Below are 20,843 nucleotides of genomic sequence, written 5' to 3' on the forward strand. Positions count from 1 at the left end.
GAGGGCAAAAAAAGCCCTCCACTTAACAGCAGTTGGCCTTAACAGGTGCATCTAACAACGCACCGAACACTTGTCGGGCTTCTTCCCAGACAGGCGGATTGATGCAGTAGCATACGCGGGGCGGGTTAATTTCTCCCTGAATGATACCAATACGTTTTAGCTCTTTCAGGTGTTGGGAAACGGTTGCCTGGGCTAAGTCTAGTTCGTCAACCAAGTCACCACATATGCAGGCTTTACGCTCGATCAGTAATTGCAGGATAGCCACTCTGGCCGGATGAGCAAAAGCTTTTGCCAGCTCCGCAATTCGATTCTGATGCTCCGTAAAGACTTCGGTTTTAGTCAATCCCATACGGCAAAGGTAGAAGGTTAACTTATTGATTGCAATATTACGATGAATTATTAAGGTGTGTCTAGAAAGAAATTTCTGAGCTTATTGTAAGGACGCTTTTGGCTCACTTGTAAGTCTTGTTCCGAACTTTGACCAGTACTGCTATAACCATTCGTGCAGAATAAAACACTGGAAATCATCAAGAGCTTTCTCCAATCGCCGACATTTCCACGTATCCTTCTATTAATTTGTGCTATTACCTCCGTACTGCTGCTAATTCCACTGCGGCAGAAGGCTTTGAGTGGCGGTTAAACAGCGAGATTGGCATTAGCGCAGACTTCCTGCACTTGCGCTACTCTGTCTTACTGTGGATCAATGACAGGCTGATGGCCATCTTCTTTCTACGGGTTGGTCTGGAAATCAAACGAGAAGCGCTTTACGGTGAACTAGCCTCGATCAAAAAAGTCGCGCTGCCCATCTTTGCCGCTTTGGGAGGTGTCATCGTTCTGGCCTTGGTTTACGCACACTGATCAACCAGGGGACGCCGACCGCTAAAGGATGGGGTATTCCCATGGCGACCGATGTGGCCTTTGCTCTAGCAATCGTCGTCATGCTGGGCAAAAGGATTCCTGTGTCTTTGAAGATCTTCTTGTCAGAGCTGGCTATTGTCGATGACCTATCAGCCATTATTGTGATCGCTGTTTTTTATTCAACCGGTTTGCATACGCTCTACCTGTTGTAGGCAAGTGGGATTGTGTTGCTACTGTTTGCCCTGAATAGGGTCGGCGTTAGACACCTGTTCTTCTACCTCATTCTTGGCTTAGTGTTATGGTATTCGGGTTGGTAGCCGTTGATGCATCGAAAAGCATTGGTCAGTACATAGGTTAGTGCAACACGCTATGACCAATTCATCCCTCGGCGGCTTTTTGAGAAGCATCCAGGCGAGCCATTTTAAGGTCCAGGCGCCGTTCAGCCGTTCGTAACACCTCATCGCTAAAGCGGTTGTCGCTGGCCAGCTCCACGAGCAGTCCCTGCTGATAGGTACCAATGACTCGCTCGGCGGTTCGCAGCTCGCTGAGCAGAGAATAATCCTGTTTCGTACGACGTGAATTTGATTCTGATTCCGCAAACGTAGTGCCTAACTCATGAATGACGAGTTGATAGCGCCGGATCAGCGTTTGTTTGAGTGGAGCCGACATGGGCACGGGAAAATCGTGCTCCAGATAGCCAAGTGCCCGTTGGGCCAGCAGGTATTCCAATGCCTGATCTTCGCGTGCCTGATCGTTTTGGGGCTTTACCCCCAATAGTCGGATCAGTAGTGGTAGGGTTAATCCCTGTAACACTAACGTAGCCAGAATGACGACGAAGGCTAGGAACAAAATCAACGTCCGTTGGGGAAACGGCTGACCATTCGATAGCGTAAGGGGCAGGGCCAGCGCGGTCGCCAGCGAGATAACCCCTCTGGTGCCTGTCCAGGCTACAATCAGTACGTTTCGCCAGTCAACTTCATTGGGTGATTCATCGATAACGGACTCTGCGTCAGGAGTCCGCTCGGATCGGCCAAGCAGACGGGGATAATAGGTACTAAAGAAGACCCACAGGATTCGAATAATGATCGTAACCGCACTGACGACAAGGCTGTACATTGCTAACTCACCGGCGGTGTACCCGCGCAGATCGGCAACGATGGCCGGTAGCTGCAATCCGATCAGAATAAAAACCACCCCTTCGAGCAGGAAAATGGCTGTGTCCCAAACGGCCCTTGATTCAAGGCGGGCCTGGGGAGAAAAAACTTCTGGTGCCCGCCGGGTGATTAGAAGTCCGGCGCTGACAACGGCTAGTATACCTGATGTGTGTGCGTGTTCGGCGACCAAGTAGGCCAGGTAGGGGGCCAGTAGTGTCAGGCTGGTCTGAATGGTTGCGCTGGATAGTAGCCGGAGGGCAAGCGTAACTAACCAACCCAGCAATCCGCCAATCAGCAAGCCCCCGCCGGCCACGACCAGGAATTGCAGACTAGCCTGCCACAGCACAAAACTACCCGTCATGACGGCAGCTACGGCGTAGCGGTAAGCTATCAGCGCTGAGGCATCGTTGAGTAGGCTTTCTCCTTCCAGAATGGCGATGACCCGTTTATTCAGCCCTAATCCCTTGATGATACTATTGGCGGCCACGGCATCCGGGGGGGAGACGATGGCACCCAGCACAAAAGCCAGCGGCCAACTGAAGCCAGGGATCAAGTAATAAGCAGCTACGGCAACCGCCGTCGTGGTGAAAAATACCAACGTAACCGCTAACGTGGTGATCGGACGGATGGATTGGGTGAACTCTTGCCAGGCTGTTTTGGAGGCAGCATCGTACAAGAGTGGGGGAAGAAAAATGACTAGCGCCACCTCAGGGTCAAGGGCCAGGTTGGGTAGAAACGGCACAAATCCGATTAGTAAACCTGTGCCCACCAGCAGAATAGGATAGGGGAGCTTTATGTTATCGGCAATGGCCGACAAGCCAATCAGGATGGCGAGAATAAAAATAACGGTTTCAAAGTCGGCCATGCGTTACAGGGAAGTTAGTACGCCTGTCAGGTCGACGTTATAGTATAACCGCTTTTCCTCGTCAGTAGCTGGAATGGAATCGAATTCGTTTGTTTAGTCGACTACCGTAACGGGAGTGCTATTAAAAACCAACTGAGTTTCTGTACCAGTTGCCAGAAACAGCGTAGCTGGATTTTATGGAGAGGAAAAACGGCTTACCAGTAGAAATAGCAATTAATTCGGGGTTCTGTCTGTTCTCACCCGTACCAGTTCTCCCGCCTTTCATGAAAAAATGGCTTATCTACACAGGTTGTCTCCTTGGGGGGCTCATTGTGTTGTACCTGATCAACCGGGCGAACAACGAAGCAGCGACCGCGCAAACAACCTTAGCTCAACAAAAAGCAGCTGAGACAAAAGCAGAAGGCATCCGACCAAACGCCCCGCGGGATTTAATTATTTCAGCGTACACCTGGCAGAAACGCGAAGGTGGATCAACGGCTGTACATTCGTTCTCGGTCCACAATACGTCAAAGCGCCACGCGTACAAAGCCATATCCTTACGATTTTTTTACTTCTCGGATTTAGGTACGGAAGTGGGCCGAATCGACAAAGTAATCGATAAAGCTATACAAATAGGTGAAACGGTGCGCGTCGAGCGCTTGGAACTGGGCGCGTTGCCCCAAGATGTTGACGGCGCAGACGTGGAGATCATTAACTGAATTACGTCTCCATTCCTGGTTTAAAACAAGTACTAATGCATCGGGTGTAGGCAAAAACTACGTAACGAAATCGTCCACCAAACATAAAAGGAGCAACAAGAATATATTGTACTTTTTCGTTGGTGGGTGGACGCAGATGAGACTGTTTTCTGGATGAGAAAAACAGATGTATACCTGCGTTAATAATGGCATTAACGCAGGTTTGTTTATCATTAAATGACTCAATTTCAGTTTACTGTAACTATTATCTGATTAGGCTGGTTAGTCAAGTAGCCAGCCTCTAATGGTCAGGCAATATCATGAAATTAAAATCGATCATTTTTGTAGTATTAGTAGTTTTTTGTACGAGTGCCTCTACATACGTTCTTGCTCAAACGAACTCAGATTTAACTAATAAAGAACTGGCGGAAAACCAGCGGGATGCTAATTTGCTTGAAACAACCCTGCGCCAGGATCAGGCCCAAAAAATAGACGAGCAGAAACGGGCAGACGAGCATAGTGATGCGGTCTACTTCGCTCAGAAGCGTAACGCTGAACGTCAAAAGGTAGGTTCTATAAATCCATCGGAAGCAACAACGAAAATGCCCGTAAAGGCAAACCGTCCTGCCCGAAAAGCCTATAATATGTGGATCAGCGATGAGAAGAAACCAACTGCACCGGTGAAAATGTTAGAGTAAGCTAGTAGCGAAGGTTATTTGTGACAACGCCCCGGTTCGATTTGAACTGGGGCGTTGTCTGTTTAACCCTACTCTATGAAAGTCCAACTGCCATTCGAAACCGTCTTGGGACATCATGGTACTGGGTGAGCGAAGGCGTTTATACAGTAAGCGACCTAGTACTGGTGAAGGATAGCCTAGGTATCAGCAGTTGCTGTCAGGTTGTCTTGAAAGAATGTCACTCTTCTGATGGCAATGTGGTGGAACGTGAGTTTATGGGCTATAACTAAATAAAAGCGTTTTTTCTTTGACTGTGTTATACTACTAAATCTATAGATATGGCTAACCAGGACAAGAAGAACAAGAACGCAAAGAAAGTAGCGACTAAAGCGCCCAAAGTACACGGTGCACCCAAAGTCCCAAAGTATGAACAAAACGAGTCGAGTTTGATACCCCCAAGTGTGGTATCCAAGGGGCGAAAAGGCTAGTTTCATCCACTGTCTTGGGTCTACCCCACAATAAAGAGTTCAGTTTGTGACAATTCTCTGGAACTAAGCTAAGTCGCCTATTGTAGATTACTGAATAGTCTGTATTTATCGTCGTTTATTCTTTACCGTTATTTATGTCTAAGCCAGTTTATACGCGTATTCCAGATACTTCTGATTCCATATATTGGAAGGTCAAGCTGGTGCCTGACTCCCTGCGTAGCATAACTTTCGTTCCTCGCGATAAAGCCCTGCATCAGCAGTTAAAGAAAGCTGCCTGGGCTAATATCCAGGCCGCGCTGCCTAAGAAGCGGAAAAAGTGACATCACTATTTCCAAAGCTCTAGAAATAACGAATAACTGCGCTCACGATGAGCGGAGGAGAACTCTGCAAGAAACACAGCACCAGTTGCATGAAACCTCTTTTCGAGCTGATGGCAAAACGCCCATCGACGAAAGTGGGGAGGGAGTATTGCAACTAATTGAACAGGAAAAAGTATTCGGTTGTAAGCGATCAAGCTACTAGCAACGTTACGTTATCGGCCGACGAAACCGACTTCATCAACCAGCAGCTGGCTACGATGAAGTCGGTTTCGGGGTCCAGAAATAGCTAAACGTAAACAGGCCAGCCCGGTGACGGGCTGGCCTGTTTACGTTTGTGTACAAGCGAGCCTCACAAAAATAAAGCAATTGGTTACTGAATTTGGTGCTGTGTATGGGAGGAGTGGCACAAAATAGATACTGCGTGGTTGACTAGCAGATCGACTCCGTTTCGAGAACGTTGATTGGGCTCAAGTGGGAGCGTTTGGTGAAAACGAATTAATCTGCGCCTAAAAACTTATTTTTAGTAGGAGTAGAGTATAGACTCTGCTAGAATTTCCTACGCTCCATCCATTTACTCAAGCAGAGCCGCTAGGGCATTCTTGTCCTTTATCGTTTTTAGCCAAGTGATAGCTCCTGGCTTATAGATCCCCTTTTGATCGATGAAGGCATACCCTGGGTAACCACTAAACGAGAAATAATGCGACAGTTCTGCATCGAGCGCTTCATCAACAAAAATGTGAATACCAGGCAGTTTCAGCTCACCTATTTTTCGTTTCCACTGGCCCTCATCCGAACCTCGGGCTGTGCAAACATAGACAAATGCTAGCGGTAGGTCTTTGGCCTCCTGCTGCAATTTTTTACTGTGTGGCATTTCTTGCAAGCAGGGTCCGCACCAGGTAGCCCATCGGTCAAATATGATGGCTTTACCGACGAAGCTCTGCTTGAGCTTGGCGAGAAAATCCGCTCCGCTCATGGACGAGAGCTTATACAACGTTGCTCCAAAATCAGTTTGCTGTAAGGGGCTGCCGAAACCGGCTGCGGTTCGTGAATTTCCCGAAGCGGCCAATGCCTTATTCACGGAGGCTAGCTGATCAACAGTACGAGCATACTCTTTCCTCGCGATCAACTTACACCAGTTCGTGGACATACTGGGCAGTATCTGTTCCAGAGCTGCTTTCTGTTCGACAATATCCTTACTGTCATTTAGTTGCAGCTTCATGAAGTCGGCCCGTGAGGGTGAGTAGAGACTGTCCAGCCAGCGAATACCTTGGGCAATCCTCCGATCCTGATATATTTTCCGCATCCTTGGCCCCAACTGTTTCGTCCACTGGGTCCGATGGGCAGGAGCGGGCGAAAGCGTGGCCGTACTCCGTAAGGAATCAATGGCCGCTTTTTCCGGCTCCGTCAGATCGGACAAGCGGGCCACATCCTCCCAATCGACCATCACTCGATTAGCGGGAAGTTGGCGAAAATAAGTGGATAGGTATAAGTAAAGGACCATGCTGCTATTGGATCGTAGATACGTCTTGTGCGCTTTAATTTGATCGAAAAGAGCCGGTTCCATTGTATGCCCCCAGTAATGAAGGCAAATCCAACTATAGAATTCGGACAGCCGCTCATTCTCGAGTAGCCAGGCATAGGGCGACGGATGAGTAGCTATAAACTCAGTCTGAATCGTTTTTAAGGAGTCGAAAATAGGGGTGTGGGCGGCCAGCACTTCCCTAGCCACTGGGTGTTGAGACCGGCGTACCTGCTGTACGCGCGAAGAAAGAGCCAGTTGTTCGGCCCGTTTGAAGAGTATATACTCATTCATGTACTCGTTTAGGGGGCCATCGTCGCCTAGATACCGAACGCCGTCTGCCTTAAAGGCAACCTCCTTTCCGGCTGCTTTTAGTTTAGGGATATCTAACTCGACATATAGCTGTTTATTGGCGTAGAGGCCCGTATAAAACAGTTCGCCGAACTGTACCCACATCTGTTGGTAAGGCAGTGGATAGTCCAGTTCCAGTTCAAAGCTTCCATCCGCTGCCAAGTGAGCAGTTTTTGTTTTCTGTCCTAACAGAGTAACGAGCGTATAGGTGATGGTGGTTTCCTTTATTTCCTGTGGGCTTATGTGAAGGAGTTTACCGGTGACTTGGGGTATTGCGCGTTGGGCGAACTGGGTATCAAATTGAGGATCTTCGATAGCGACAACGCCAACTGGTTGCGCAAGGCCAGGAACAACGATGATGAGTAAAACCCAAATTGTGATAGCGGCTTTCATGGTTTAGGTATGGCGTTCGATTAATAAGCTTGGAGTTATTAAATCTAGGAAAAATTAGTGCAATCCTAAGTACACAATCTAGCTCAAACGCCCGAATTGAGAATACGGTAACCCCTCGTTATCTCACAGGGGAGCGATTTGCGATACGCCGAAACATAGCCCAGTAGGCGAGCGAGCCTTTGGTTTATTTGTACACCAGAAAAGGTCGTCGGGCAAAGCAGCAATAGGGTGAAGTAGTCGTTCCAGCAGTGCCCTGCGCCCAAATGTCCCTCAGCCGTGTTTTATGTCCCCTTACGTTGAGAAAGGCAGGATCGTGTTCTAGTTTGGACCAGCCAAACACAAACACAATAGCTATGAAAACGCTGCTCTTAGTCTTGCTCTCCGCTCACATTGTTGCGGGTTTTACGGCCCTGACGGTTGGGCTCATCCCCATGTTTTTTTCTAAGGGTACTCGAATCCACAAACGAGCTGGTCTGATTTACGTCTATTGTATGATGGTTGGGATGGCTACTGCCTTCTTGCTATGCGTCTTGCAACCATTTAAGATGATGCGCCTGTTTTTGATCGGCATTGCCGTACTCAGTCTGTACCAAAGCCTAACGGGATGGCGGGCCGCTAAGCAGAAGAAACAAAAACCTCAGATGATCGATAAACTGCTCACCTACCTGACTCTAACGGTGAGCGTGGCCATGCTTGGATTCGGCGCTTATTTGCTAACCAATGGGTTCTCAGTCGTGGCCATCCTGTTCACCGTCTTTGGCTTTCTGACCTTCAAAAATGCTTGGTATGATGCCAAATCGTTCACCAAACGGCCAGAAAAGATGCACTGGTTTTATCACCACATTACCCGGATGGGTGGTTCATACATCGCCACATTTACTGCGTTCCTAGTGAATAATGCGAACCGAATAGTACCGGATGGAGCCCCTGCCTGGACTGAGACCATTGGGTGGTTTACACCAGCCTTGGTTGGTAGTTTGTTGATCGCCCGTACCGTGAATTACTACAAACAAAAATCGGAGAACGGAGTAGTCCTACAGCCACAGCCTATGGCTCATGGGAAGGGATTTGTGGGAAACGCGGAGCAAGAGCCTAAACCATAACTGTTATACTGGCACAATTAGGAAGCCGGTTATAATTGCTCTAGCTGTTGAAAGATTGGAATTAACGCTTGGCCTTTTTCGGTAAGCAGGTACTCAATGTGTAAAGGCTTTTGCTTGACTACTATTTTCTCCAGGTAGCCTTCATCCACTAATTCTTTGAGCGCCAGAGCAAGTGATTGTTTATTGGCTCCTTCGATCGATCGTAGCAACGAATTAAACCGTAAAGGGCCACCCAGGGCCAATTGAAAAAGCTGCGGTTTCAACTTCCCCGACAGCAGCTTTAGCAGCTCTTCGGCGGGACAGCTATTGTCAAGTTTTTGCATCTTTTTATGGTCAGGTTTTTTTGACTAGTTGACCCGCGCTATCGCTTTGCCCAATTTTGGCGTCAAGTTACGCATCAGGGACAAACAAAAATGACAGATCAGGTGGTCTACGTAGGGCTGACGGGCAACGGCGCTATTCGGTAAACTCCTGGCTATCGCAAACAGTAATTGACACCTATCATTCGGAGACTAAACAAGCCGGGACAGGTTGATCAAGGCAACCAGTCGAAACGTATGAACGTAATCAGTAAATCATGGTCGGCTCGCTGGACAGGTGGGGACACGCGCAAGCCGATTTACCGAACCAAGTAATGAACAAACCAATGGAAAATAAGGATCAAAATCCGCTTTTGTGTGATCTGGAAACGGGGATGTGTGAGATGCCTGGGTCAAAGGCTACAGCACCCACGCAGGCTACCTCGCCGGTCAAAAAGCCAATCAAGATTATTTACTACACCGACCCCATCTGCTCGTCATGCTGGGGTATCGAGCCCCAGTTACGTAAGCTGAAGCTTGAGTATGGTCATAGCGTCGAGGTTGAATACCGTATGGGCGGCTTACTGCCCGACTGGAGTTACAATAGCGGTGGTATCAGTAAGCCCTCTGACGTGGCTCATCACTGGGATGAAGTAAGCCAGCGTTATGATATGCCCATCGACGGCGACGTATGGCTGGAAGACCCCTTGGATTCGTCCTATCCACCCTCGATTGCGTTCAAAGCCGCTCAGCTTCAAGACCACGCTAAAGCCGTTCTCTTTCTGCGGGAGATCCGCGAAATGGTTTTTCTTCACAAAAATAATATCACCAAATGGGAGCATTTGGTGACGGCTGCGCAAAAAGTAGGACTGGATGTTGATCAGTTTCAGATCGACTATACAGGGAAGGCGCAAGCCCTTTTTCAGGAGGATCTGGCAGTAGGCCAGCAGCTGGGCGTGCGCGGTTTTCCTACGATGTTCTTTGTCAACAGCCAGGACCAGCCGGAAAAAGTATACGGATCAAAACCGTACGCTGCTTACGAAGACGCCCTACGGCACCAATTGCCTACAGCAACCAAAGCGCCAATAAGGCAGGACTGGGAAAGTCTATTTGCGACATACCCAACGCTGACATCCCGTGAATTTTCGGAGTTGTCCGGTGTTAGCCGGCAGGATAGCGACAACTATCTGCAAAAGCTGGTAGATGCGGATAAACTAGATAAAATCACAACCAAAAATGGGGTGTTGTGGACCCGTCGGGAGTAAGTAATTTATAAGTGATTCATTCGCTCGCAAAGCCCCGGTCGGTACTTTACTGACCGGGGCTTTGTGTGGCGCAACGAAACGTAATCGTACCACAACGACCCGGAAGTCCAGGTGAACAGCCCTTCGTAGAGTACGTGTCCAAACGTTCTTTTTCCGGCCCAAGCGTGACCTTCATTTACCTAACTTAGTCAGTAGGGTATGTCCGTTGTCCGGCCAGTCCGTAGGTAAACCGGCTGTTCATCGATCCGAAACACGGAATGCGTTGTAGACGTCATACTTTTGCTCTCAGGCATCGAATAACGACGTACGTATCAACGCGGTCTATTCGTTGATCGGATTCCATCATTGACCTGTTTGCAAAACCGATTGTCTACGCGTTCCCATCCATTGCCGCATTTAAGCCGTATATTAAGCTACTTTCGGAGTAGTAGTATGATGGCGTGTCAGTGTACAGAATGGCGGCAACCCGATCGTCGTTTCGTTGGACGGGTAAGCAAAAATGGATTGCGGGGCAGCTGGTACGTTGTCCTGCTGTTCTTGGCCGCCCTGGCCTCCCTGGGCGCGCAGCCTCTACAATTACCCGCTCCTGAAGTAATCACCGCCCGCCAGGGCCTGCCCCAGGCGTTCGTCCCGGCCATCACCCAGGACAAGCGCGGCTTTATCTGGATGGCCACCCGCGACGGACTAGCCCGCTACGACGGCTACACCTTCAAGGTTTTTCAGCCCACCAATGAGCCACGACCCTCGCTGTCCGGACCAGGCCTTACTAAGCTGGTGATGGGACCTGATGGCTACCTCTGGATTCAGAATGATCAGTTTGGACTCGATGGCTTCGACCCCCTGCGCGAAACATTTACCAACCTTTCGCGCCTACCCGCTTACCAACGCGCTTTTGGGCGGGATACGTTGGTCAACGTCTACCCCGATTCGCACCGGCGGCTCTGGCTCACCTTTCGCCGAAGCGGACTAAGCTGCTATGAACGGGATACCCAGCGATTCATTCACTATTCATCCCAATCGGGTGGTCCCGCGAATCAGCCGATGATCGCCGTGGGGGAAGATGGCTGGCGACATATCTGGATTACTACAGCGCGGGGGCTGGCCCGCTTTGAGCCGGCCACCGGCCACTTCATCCACGTGGGTTACCCCGCCGGCCACCCGGCCACCGACCCCATCCGCCGGCTCTACCGCCGACCCAACGGCGAACTTTGGTTATCCGCCGAGAGGCACCTGACCCGCTGGAATCCCCAAACCCGGCAAACGATAGTGTACCCGTTAGCTGTCCGGAACGGGCGGGCGGACTGGCATCAACAAATCGCTTCCGACAGCCAGGGGACCGAGTACCTGAATTTGAATCAGCAGCTATTTCGCTACACCCCGGCTCAGGGGCTGCAACCCCTGACGCCCCCCGGTGGAGGAGCCATGTACCTGGCGCTGTTTATTGACCGCTCCGACGTGCTCTGGCTGGGCACCGATCTGGTGGGGGTGCATAAGATAAACCTGCGGGCAACGGCCTTCCGGAACATGCCGTATCGCCGGTTCTTCATCGATGACTGGCTGACGCAGTACGCCGGTGTTTCTCCCGGTGCACTACCAGCCTGGCCGACCGGAACGACCGCCTACAACCTGCGCACCACCATCGACAACAGCGGGCAGATGTGGCTGGCTACCGGCAACACGCCACTCTACCGGCTTAACCCGGCAACCCGCCAACTCACCGTCCAGGCCGGCCCAGTACCGCTGCGCGATTACCGGCTGGAGCGACCAACCCTGCTGGCCACCGACCCCGACGGGCGGGTGTGGCTAGCGCATCCCGACTGGACGGGCTACTACGACCCCGCCCTGAATCAGTGGATTCGGTTCGGGGCGTTTCGCTCCTCGGCCATCCCCTCGCCCATGCTGCAACTGGTCGTCGACCGCCAGGCGCTGTGGCTAGCCACGGCCAGCCGGGGCCTCTACCGGGTCGACCGAAAAAGTGGGCAGATTCGTACCTACCAACGGAATCCGAAGGACTCGACATCCCTACCCAACGATAACCTGTACTGGCTCACCAGCGATCCGCTGAATGCCAACCAGCTCTGGATCGGTACCTTTGGCAGCGGCCTGTGCCGATTCGACAAACGCACCGGCCGTTGCGTTCGCTTCACCACCCGGCAGGGTCTGCCCAACAACGTCGTCTATGCGGCCATCCCGGACCGGTGGGGGTCGGTCTGGGTGGCGACCAACCAGGGGCTGGGGCAGCTCGACCGGCGGACGGGTCGCGTCCGCACCTACCGGCAGGAGGATGGTCTGATCAACGATGAATTCAACCGCTTTCACGCCGTAGCGATGCCTCCCGTCGGTCCCGCCAGTGGACAGATCATACTGGGCGGCATTGCCGGTCTGGTCGGTTTCGATCCCCGCGCCATCCGGCCCGATACGTTCCAGCCCCTCGTGCAGGTGTCGGCCATCCTGGTCAACAACCGGGCGCTGCCGGTTGACTCGTTGTTGCGGCCGGGCGGCAACGGCCAGCTAACCGACCTGGTGCTGCCCTACAACCAGAACTTCCTGACGGTTCGCTTCGCGGCTATGCAGTACAACCGGCTGGGGCAGGCGACCTACCGCTATCAGTTGAGGGGCCTTTCGTCCGATTGGGTAGAAACGAACCGGCCCGAAGCCATTTTTACGGCTCTGCCTCCCGGTCGGTATGACCTCCGGATTCAGGCGGCCAACACCAGTGGCCAGTGGAGCCGGCATGTTCGCCAGGTACAGTTTCACATTGCGCCACCGGGGTGGCAGACCGGCTGGGCCTACGGGGCCTACGCCCTGCTGATCGCGGGGCTGCTGTGGGCCTACAGCCAGTTTCGGACCCGGCAGATTCAGCAACGCCAGCATCAACTCAACCAGCAGCGCGAAGCCGATCAGCTCCGGCGGCTCGACGAGCTCAAAACCCGCTTCTTCGCCAACGTAACGCACGAGCTGCGCACCCCGCTCACGCTGATTCTGGGACCGGCCCAGCACCTGAAAACGCGGCTGAACGACCCCGCCGATCAGCAGTGGGTGGCCACCATCGACCGGCAGGCGCAGCAACTGCTGTCGTTGACTAACCAGTTGCTGGACCTCTCGCGACTCGAAGCGGGGGTGGTGTCGGTACAGGCCCAGCCCGGCGACCTGGTTACGTTTGTGGCTCAGTTGCTGGAGTCGGTGCGGCCCGAAGCCGACCGAAAGGGACTTGCTCTCACGCTAACCAATACGTTGCCAGGCTCCCTGTACTGGTTCGACGCGGACAAACTGGAACGTATCACACTGAATCTGCTGACCAACGCCATTAAGTTCACTCAGCAGGGTAGCGTTCAGGTAACCCTTACCGGCGGGGTCGAACTGGTGGTGGCCGACAGCGGACCGGGGCTGACGACGGCCGAACAGGAACGGGTCTTTGACCGCTATTACCAGGCCGAGCCCCAATCGGCCGCGTCGCCGGGCTCGGGCATTGGTCTGGCGCTGGTGAACGAGCTGGTTACGTTGCAGGGGGGCACGGTGCGGGTGGAAAGCCCCTGGACCGATGCCCACGGGGGGGCCCGCTTCGTGGTGCAGCTACCCTACCAGCCCGTGGTAGACCCGATCCGTGAACCCGCATCGGTGTCGGCCCCGCTACCCGCTACCTTGTCTGCGTTGATAGAAACGCCCGATATGCATCGTTCCGACGAGCAGCCGCTGATCCTGGTGGTCGAAGACCAGCCCGAGCTACGGGCGTTTATTGCGCAAACCGTGGCCGACCTGGGGCGGGTGCAGCTGGCCGACGATGGGCAGGCGGGCTGGGAAACCGCCCTGGCGCTGGGCCCCGATCTGATCATCAGCGACGTACTCATGCCCCGACTGGATGGTTATGGTCTCAGTAGCCGCCTGAAGCAGGACCCGCAAACCAGCCACATCCCCCTGCTGCTGCTGACGGCCAAAGCCACCGTCGATGACCGGCTGCATGGCCTGGCCGGTGGGGCAGACAGTTACCTGACCAAACCCTTTCTGCCGACTGAGCTGCACCTACAGGTCCGCAACCTGCTGACCCGCCAGCAACGCCAGCGTGCCTGGCTGCGCCAGCAGCTGCTGCATCCCGATGCCGTCCAGTCCGACTCTGTCCGACTGCCCAGCAACCCGCCGGGCGGAGAGCTACCAGGGGCGGATGATCCGTTCATGACGGCGCTGCAGCGGGTACTGGATCAACACCTCAACAACGCCCAGTTTGGCGTGGACGAGCTGGCCAGTGCCCTGCACGTGAACCGGGTGCAGCTCTACCGAAAAGTCAAAGCCCTCTCCGGATACACCGTCACCGAATTGATACGCAACTACCGACTGGGACTGGCCCGCCAGCGCCTGCGTGCGGGCGCGTCGGTAGCCGACGTGGCCGACGCGGTGGGCTTCGAGAGTGCCAGCTACTTTGCCCGCTGCTTCCGCGAGCAATACGGCCTGACGCCCAGCGCCTACCAGCGGGGCCAGGAGCCTACACCCGCCAAGTAGCCCTGGGGGCAAAAAAAAGCCCCATTTTTTGGGTTGATGTAACATCTTTACTAGTCGATGTAACATTTGTACTAACCCCCCCGGGGTGCCGAGCCCTAGCTTTGCGGCTGGCAGGTTGACTAACCCCCTGCCCGGCAATCTATGGACTCAACTACTACCCGAACCCTCTTTATTTATTGCAGGCCCTGGCCGCGACTCGTGTTGCTGCTGGTCGTCTTATGCAGCGTCTGGAGTCGTTCACTGGCCCAGAACGGGGCGGTGACTACCACGCAGAGTTTTTCCTACACCGGCCAGATCGTGACCTGGACGGTACCCAGTGGCGTTACTTCTTTGACCATTGAGGCCCGGGGAGCCGAAGGGGGGGCTATTCAAGGGGGCACCGCGTCGGCGGGCAAAGGGGCCATCGTGGCCGCCCGGGTGAGTGTCACCCCCGGCCAGGCCCTGAGCGTGCTGGTGGGCCAGTCGCTAAATGGCCGAGCCGCCGGGGGTGGGGGCACGTTTGTGGTGGCCCCCGGCAGCAGTGCGACAGTGCCCACTCCGCTGGTGATTGCCGGCGGGGGTGGTGGGGCGAGTTTTGCAGACTCCCCGAGCAAACACGGGCAGGCCGGCCCAAGTGGTGGTGCTGGAGCTGGAGCTGGTGGTGGTGGTGCTGGTGGTAGTAATGGTAGTGGTGGTGCTGGTGGTGGTACTGGTGGTAATGGTGGTGGTGGCCTGCTGGGCGACGGTGGTGGTGATGGTGGTGGTAAAGCCTTTGTGAACGGCGGGGCGGGGGGCAGTGGAGCCACTTCGGGTAGTTTTGGTGGTGGTGCTAGTGGCTCTTCGAGTGGTGGTAGTGGTGGTGGTGCTGGTGGCTACTCAGGTGGTGGTGCTGGTGGTAGTGGTGTTGGTGGTGGTGGCGGTTCGTACTATTCCCCCACCGCGAGCAACCCGAGCGTGACGACGGGAACGGCGGGCAACTCGGGCAACGGCCTGGTCACTATCACGTACGTGCTGCCTACTATCCGCTACGTTAAACAAGGCGGCAGTGGTGACGGCTCCTCGTGGTCCAACGCCAGCGCCAACTTACAGGCCATGATCGATGCCCAGGGCGTGCAGCAGGTCTGGGTGGCCAGCGGCCGCTACACCCGCACCGGCGGGGGCTCGTTTGTGATGAAGAACGGGGTGGCCATCTACGGGGGCTTTGGGGGTTCGGAGACGGCCCTAGACCAGCGTTCCCCGGTCAATCCCGTGGCGGGGCAGGTCTCCTCGACCACGCTGACGGTAGGCAGTAGCGGGGGGGCGGTGATCAACAACAACGGGCTAAACAGCACGGCCCGGCTGGACGGGGTCGTCATCACCGGCGGCAGCACGGAGTTTGGCGGTGGGATCTACAACCTCAACAGCAACCCCAGCTTCGCCAACTGCGTCATTACTAACAACACAGCTAGTGGTTTTGGTGGTGGGATCTACAACAGCAACAGCAGCCCCAGTTTCACCAACTGCACCATTGCTAACAACACAGCTAATAGTGGTAATGGGGGTGGTATCTTCAACGAACGCAGCAGCCCTACCCTCACCAATTGCGCCATCACCAACAACACAGCTATAATTGGTGGTGGTATCTACAACCGAAGCAGCAGCCCCCGCTTCACTAACTGTACCATCGCTAACAACTCCACTACGAACGGTGGTCGTGGGGGTGGTATCTACAACCAAAGCAGCAGCCCCGGTTTCGCCAACTGCCTGCTGAGCGGTAACTCCGCCAATCTGGGCGGAGCCATGCGCAACGACAATAGCAGCAGCCCTACCCTCACGGGATGCACCCTGACGGCCAACCGAGCCACGTTCGGGGCGGCTCTGATCAACTACTCCAGCAGCCAGCCCCAGCTCACTAACTGCATCCTGTGGGATAACCAGGAAGCAGCCAACACCAGCATCAACAACGACACGGGCACGGGCGTGACGGCCAACTACTGCCTCATTGGCAGTGGCGAGGCTGATGTTACGGGTACCAACAACCTTACCGCCACAGTCTCCCCCTTCGTGGGGGGCACCGACTACCGGCTGCGGGCGGGTTCTCCGGCCACTGACGCGGGCGACCCCACCAGCACCACCACCACCAGCGGCACCACCGATCTGGCCGGCAACCCCCGCTTCTTCCAGAACGGCCGCATCGACATCGGCGCCTACGAGGACCAGACTCCGCCCCAGCCCATTCGTTACGTCAAAGCGACGGCCAGTGGCACGGGCGACGGCTCCTCCTGGGCCAACGCCAGCGCCAACCTACAGGCCATGATCGACGCTCAGGGCGTGCAGCAGGTCTGGGTGGCCGGCGGGCGCTACACCCGCACCAGTGGTGGGGCCTCGTTTGTGATGAAAAACAACGTGGCCATCTACGGGGGCTTTGCGGGCTCGGAGACGGCCCTCAGCCAGCGCCCCGCCGTCAACCCCGTGGCGGGGCAGCTCTCCTCGACCACGCTGACCAGCGGGAGCAGCAGTGTAATTAACAACAATAACAACGGGTTGAACGGCACGGCGGTGCTGGACGGGGTCGTCATCACCGGCGGCAGAGCAGACCAGGGCGGGGGGATCTATAATGACAGCAGTAGTCCGAGTTTGAGCAACTGTCTCATCAGCGGCAACTTCGCTACCCGCTTTGGTGGTGGCCTTTACAACTACAGCAGCAGTCCAAGTCTGAGCAACTGTCTCATCAGCGGCAACTCCGCTACCAACTTTGGTGGTGGCCTCTACAACGACAGCAGCAGTCCAAGTCTGAGCAACTGTCTCATCAACGGCAACTCGGCCAGTAGCAGGGGTGGTGGCCTTTACAACGGCTATAGCAGCAGTCCAAGTCTAAGCAACTGTCTCATCAGCGGTAACTCTTCTAATCTGGGTGGGGCTCTATACAGTGAGAGCAACAGCCGTCCGAGCCTTGTCAACTGCACCCTGACGGCCAACCGGGCCGGGGCGGGGGCTGCTCTGGTCAACTATAGTAGTAGCCAGCCCCAACTCACCAACTGCATCCTCTGGGACAACCAGGAAGCAGCCGGCACCAGCATCAACAACGACACGAGCACGGGCGTAACAGCCAGCTACTGCCTCATCGGCACCGGCGAGAACGACTTCACGGGGAGTAACAACCTGGTGGCCACCAGCTCGCCCTTCGTGGGCGGCACCAACTACCAGCTTAGCCAATGCTCGGTAGCCGTCGACGCCGGTGACCCCACCAGCACCACTACCACCAGCGGCACCACCGACCTAGCGGGTAATGCCCGCTTCTTCCAGAACGGCCGCATCGACATCGGTGCCTTCGAGTTTCAGGGCGATGCTACCCAACCCTTAGTGATCACTCAGCAGCCCCCCGCCGGCTTCGTGGTGCCCAACGGCAGCACCGTTCGCGTGAGTGTCGGGGTCAGTGGCTCCAATCCCACCGTCCAGTGGTACAAGGACAATCTAAACAACCCGGTGACGGGCCAGACCTCGGCTACGCTGACCATTACCAACGCCCAGACCTCGGACGCGGGCTCTTACTCGGCCGTCATCACCAACGCCTGCAGCAGCGTCACCTCGACGGCTTTCAACCTCGCCGTCGATCCGCCCATCACGCCCCGGCCTACACTGACCACGCCCGCCAGCGGCACCACTACCACTGGCCAGCCCACCTTCAGCGGCACGGCCCCGGCCTCCAGCACGGTGACGGTGACCGTAACGGATGAGGGGGGTACACCCCTGCGCACGCTGAGTACCACGGCCAGTACGCCCAGTAGCGGCACCCTGGGCAGCTTCAGCGTGAGCCTGCCAGCGGATCAGGCCCTGGCGAGCGGGTCCTATTCCGTGTTTGCCCAGGCCCAGCTGCCGGGTCAACAGACCAGCAGTGGTTCGACGCGGATCAGCTTCCGGGTCGATGCGCGTGTGGCCAGCGTGACCATCAATCCTAGTTCAGCCACGCTCACCTGCACCAGTCCCGCGGTGAGTCTGACGGCGGTGGGCAGTGGGAGTGTACGCTGGAGCACGGGCTCGACCGAGCCTGTCATCAGCGTGAGCAGCGCGGGTATTTACAGTGTTACGTTGACGGCCTCCAATGGCTCAACGGCCTCGGCCAGCACGAATGTAACGGCGGAGCAATCCGCGCCCTCGCTGACGATCAACCCTGTCTCGGCCACCTTGACCTGCGCGAGTCCAACGGCGAGTTTGACGGCGGTGGGCAGTGGGACGTATCGCTGGAGCACGGGCTCGACCGACCAGATAATCAGTGTTTCTACGGCGGGTGTTTACAGTGTTACGTTGACGGCACCCAGCGGCTGTACCAGCTCCGCCAGCGTGAACGTAACGGCCGGGCAATCCGCGCCTTCGCTCACCATCAGCCCAAGCAGTGCTACCTTAACCTGCGCCAGTCCGACGGCGAGTTTGACGGCGGTGGGTAGTGGGACGTATCGCTGGAGCACGGGCTCGACCGAGCCTGTCATCAGCGTGAGTGCGGCTGGCATCTACAGCGTGACGTTGACCTCGCCAACGGGCTGCACCACCTCGGCCAGCGCCAGCGTGACGTCCGAACAATCCGCGCCTTCGCTCACCATCAACCCCGGCTCCGCCACCTTGACCTGCGCTAGTCCGACGGCCAGTCTGACAGCCGTTGGCACAGGGAGTGTACGCTGGAGCACGGGCTCGACTGAGCCTGTTATCTCCGTCAGCAGCGCAGGCATCTACAGTGTTACGTTGACGGCACCCAATGGCTGCACCACGTCGGCCAGCGCGAACGTAACGGCCGATCAAACTGCCCCCTCGCTGAGTATCACGCCAAGCAGTGCCACGCTGACTTGCGCCAGTCCGACGGCCAGCCTGACAGCGGTGGGCACGGGATCGGTGCGCTGGAGCACGGGCTCGACTGATCCCGTCATCAGCGTGAGTAGCGCGGGTATTTATAGCGTGACCTTGACGGCGCCAAGCGGTTGCACCACCTCGGCCAGCGCCAATGTCACCGCCGACCAGACAGTAGCCGCCCTGAGCCTGACCAACGACGGACCCCTGGCCTGCTCACCCGGTAGCTTCGTCACCCTCACCGCCACCGGCGCCCCGGCGGCCTCGACCTTCCGCTTCAGCCCCGGGGCCACCCAGCTATCCAGCGCCAACTCGGCCACCGTCAGTGCCGCCGGCACCTACTCGGTCACCGCCACCACGCCCAACGGCTGCCTGGCCACGGCCGCCACTACCGTCACGGGGGCTAATTGCAGCTTTGCCATCAGCGGGGTGACGACGGTGTCGTGCGTGGTCGTGGATGCAACCCGGGGCGAACGGCGGGTCAGCTTCACCCCCCAGTATACGGGGCTGACGGGGGAGCCCCTGAGCTTCTCGGTGGTTAATGAGCTGGCGGCCACCCCGTCGGCTGGTCCCTACACGCTGCGCTTGTACAGTGACAACCCCATCATCACCCTGGTGGCTCAGCAGGGCAGCGCGACCACGAGCTTCCGCTACGACTGGCTGGCGGGCTGCAACGGCAGCACCCCACCAGTCGATCCGCTCAACACGCCCCCCACGGTTGTCAGTCCGATCACGGCCCAGACGGCCACGGTGGGGCAGGGGTACAGTTTCACCATTCCGGCCGGCACCTTCACCGACGCCCAGACGCCCACCCAGCTGAGGCTGAGCGTGGCGGGTTTGCCGGCGGGTCTGGTCTTCGTGGCCCCGGCCACCATCTCGGGCACGCCTTCGGTGAGCGGCACCAGCCCGGTGACGGTGACGGCGACCGATCCGGGGGGCTTGTCGGCCAGCACCCGCTTTGAGCTGACGGTCAGGGGTAGTGCCGTGACTCCGCCCGCGGGTTTTGCGATCAGCGGGGTGACGACGGTGTCGTGCGAGACGGTGGACGCGGGCCGGGGGGAACGGCGGGTACGCTTTGTGCCCCAGTATACGGGTCTGACGGGGGAGCCGGTGAGCTTCTCGGTGGTCAATGAACTGGGCCGCACGATGGCGGCTGGTCCCTATACGCTGCGTTTGTACAGTGACAACCCGGTGATCACGCTGGTGGCCCAGCAGGGGGGGAGCACCACGAGCTTCCGCTACGACTGGCTGGCGGGCTGCGGGTCGGCTCAGGGCCGGTTGGGTGTGCTTGCCGAGTCGGGCCTCCAGGTCCGGGTGCTGGGCAACCCGCTGGTGGGCGATGAGCTGGTGGTTGACGTCAGCGGGGCGTCCGGTCAGCGGCTGCGGCTGGGTGTTGTTGATGAGCGGGGCTACCCGGCGGCCCAGGTGGTCGAGGTGGCGTCTGCTGGTTTGGTGGAGCGGGTGGTGCTACGGGTCGGAGGTAGGGCAGGCGTCTATCTGCTGCAAGTGCAAACGCCCACTCAACGTCAAACCGTCAATGTCCTCAAGCACTAAGCAACGTATCTCAACGAAATCAATTGTTT

Annotated in this window: 13 protein-coding genes; 9 read left to right on the forward strand and 4 right to left on the reverse strand. The window is 56.2% G+C overall.

Annotated features, from left to right (window positions below):
- Positions 1-22 precede the first annotated feature (22 nt).
- A complete protein-coding gene (locus ACYVAD_RS16585; RefSeq protein ID WP_461140626.1) occupies positions 23-349 on the reverse strand; it encodes an ArsR/SmtB family transcription factor in 327 nt (108 codons plus the stop codon).
- 227 nt (positions 350-576) lie between these two features.
- Between ACYVAD_RS16585 and ACYVAD_RS16590 the strand changes: the two genes are divergently transcribed.
- Together ACYVAD_RS16590 and ACYVAD_RS16595 are read left to right on the forward strand one after the other, a co-directional pair.
- A complete protein-coding gene (locus ACYVAD_RS16590) occupies positions 577-858 on the forward strand; it encodes a Na+/H+ antiporter NhaA (protein ID WP_461140627.1) in 282 nt (93 codons plus the stop codon).
- 41 nt (positions 859-899) lie between these two features.
- On the forward strand, positions 900-1,070 hold the full coding sequence (locus ACYVAD_RS16595) for a Na+/H+ antiporter NhaA (protein ID WP_461140628.1): 171 nt from the start codon (positions 900-902) through the stop codon (positions 1,068-1,070).
- A 166-nt stretch (positions 1,071-1,236) separates the two neighbouring features.
- On the opposite strand, the gene ACYVAD_RS16600 is transcribed toward ACYVAD_RS16595, so the two are convergent.
- Positions 1,237-2,877 carry a Na+/H+ antiporter gene (locus ACYVAD_RS16600; RefSeq protein ID WP_461140629.1) on the reverse strand — a complete coding sequence of 547 codons (1,641 nt, stop codon included), beginning with the start codon at positions 2,875-2,877 and terminating at the stop codon, positions 1,237-1,239.
- Between the two features lie 263 nt (positions 2,878-3,140).
- Here ACYVAD_RS16600 and ACYVAD_RS16605 point away from each other — a divergent pair, with 263 nt between their 5' ends.
- The 3 genes from ACYVAD_RS16605 to ACYVAD_RS16615 all read left to right on the forward strand — a co-directional run bounded on the left by ACYVAD_RS16605 (position 3,141) and on the right by ACYVAD_RS16615 (position 5,039).
- On the forward strand, positions 3,141-3,575 hold the full coding sequence (locus ACYVAD_RS16605) for a hypothetical protein (RefSeq protein WP_461140630.1): 435 nt from the start codon (positions 3,141-3,143) through the stop codon (positions 3,573-3,575).
- 299 nt (positions 3,576-3,874) lie between these two features.
- The gene (locus ACYVAD_RS16610; protein WP_461140631.1) at positions 3,875-4,252 is read left to right on the forward strand and encodes a hypothetical protein; all 378 of its coding nucleotides are present in this window, start codon (positions 3,875-3,877) and stop codon (positions 4,250-4,252) included.
- Between the two features lie 601 nt (positions 4,253-4,853).
- Positions 4,854-5,039 carry a hypothetical protein gene (locus ACYVAD_RS16615; protein ID WP_461140632.1) on the forward strand — a complete coding sequence of 62 codons (186 nt, stop codon included), beginning with the start codon at positions 4,854-4,856 and terminating at the stop codon, positions 5,037-5,039.
- A 571-nt stretch (positions 5,040-5,610) separates the two neighbouring features.
- Here ACYVAD_RS16615 and ACYVAD_RS16620 read toward each other — a convergent pair.
- Entirely contained in the window at positions 5,611-7,302 is a 1,692-nt protein-coding gene (locus tag ACYVAD_RS16620) for a TlpA family protein disulfide reductase (RefSeq protein ID WP_461140633.1), read from the reverse strand.
- 353 nt (positions 7,303-7,655) lie between these two features.
- Here ACYVAD_RS16620 and ACYVAD_RS16625 point away from each other — a divergent pair, with 353 nt between their 5' ends.
- A complete protein-coding gene (locus ACYVAD_RS16625; protein ID WP_461140634.1) occupies positions 7,656-8,405 on the forward strand; it encodes a DUF2306 domain-containing protein in 750 nt (249 codons plus the stop codon).
- 29 nt (positions 8,406-8,434) lie between these two features.
- On the opposite strand, the gene ACYVAD_RS16630 is transcribed toward ACYVAD_RS16625, so the two are convergent.
- The gene (locus ACYVAD_RS16630) at positions 8,435-8,728 is read right to left on the reverse strand and encodes a winged helix-turn-helix transcriptional regulator (RefSeq protein ID WP_461140635.1); all 294 of its coding nucleotides are present in this window, start codon (positions 8,726-8,728) and stop codon (positions 8,435-8,437) included.
- Positions 8,729-8,982: 254 nt separating this feature from the next.
- Between ACYVAD_RS16630 and ACYVAD_RS16635 the strand changes: the two genes are divergently transcribed.
- The 3 genes from ACYVAD_RS16635 (at position 8,983) to ACYVAD_RS16645 (ending at position 20,814) form a co-directional block, all read left to right on the forward strand.
- Positions 8,983-9,969, forward strand: a complete 987-nt coding sequence (locus tag ACYVAD_RS16635; RefSeq protein ID WP_461140636.1) for a ClpXP adapter SpxH family protein — start codon at positions 8,983-8,985, stop codon at positions 9,967-9,969.
- 432 nt (positions 9,970-10,401) lie between these two features.
- Positions 10,402-14,463 (forward strand): hybrid sensor histidine kinase/response regulator transcription factor, encoded by a 4,062-nt coding sequence (locus ACYVAD_RS16640; RefSeq protein WP_461140637.1) that lies wholly within the window; start codon positions 10,402-10,404, stop codon positions 14,461-14,463.
- 141 nt (positions 14,464-14,604) lie between these two features.
- The gene (locus ACYVAD_RS16645) at positions 14,605-20,814 is read left to right on the forward strand and encodes a beta strand repeat-containing protein (protein WP_461140638.1); all 6,210 of its coding nucleotides are present in this window, start codon (positions 14,605-14,607) and stop codon (positions 20,812-20,814) included.
- Positions 20,815-20,843: the final 29 nt, after the last annotated feature.

Source organism: Spirosoma pomorum (assembly GCF_054776615.1).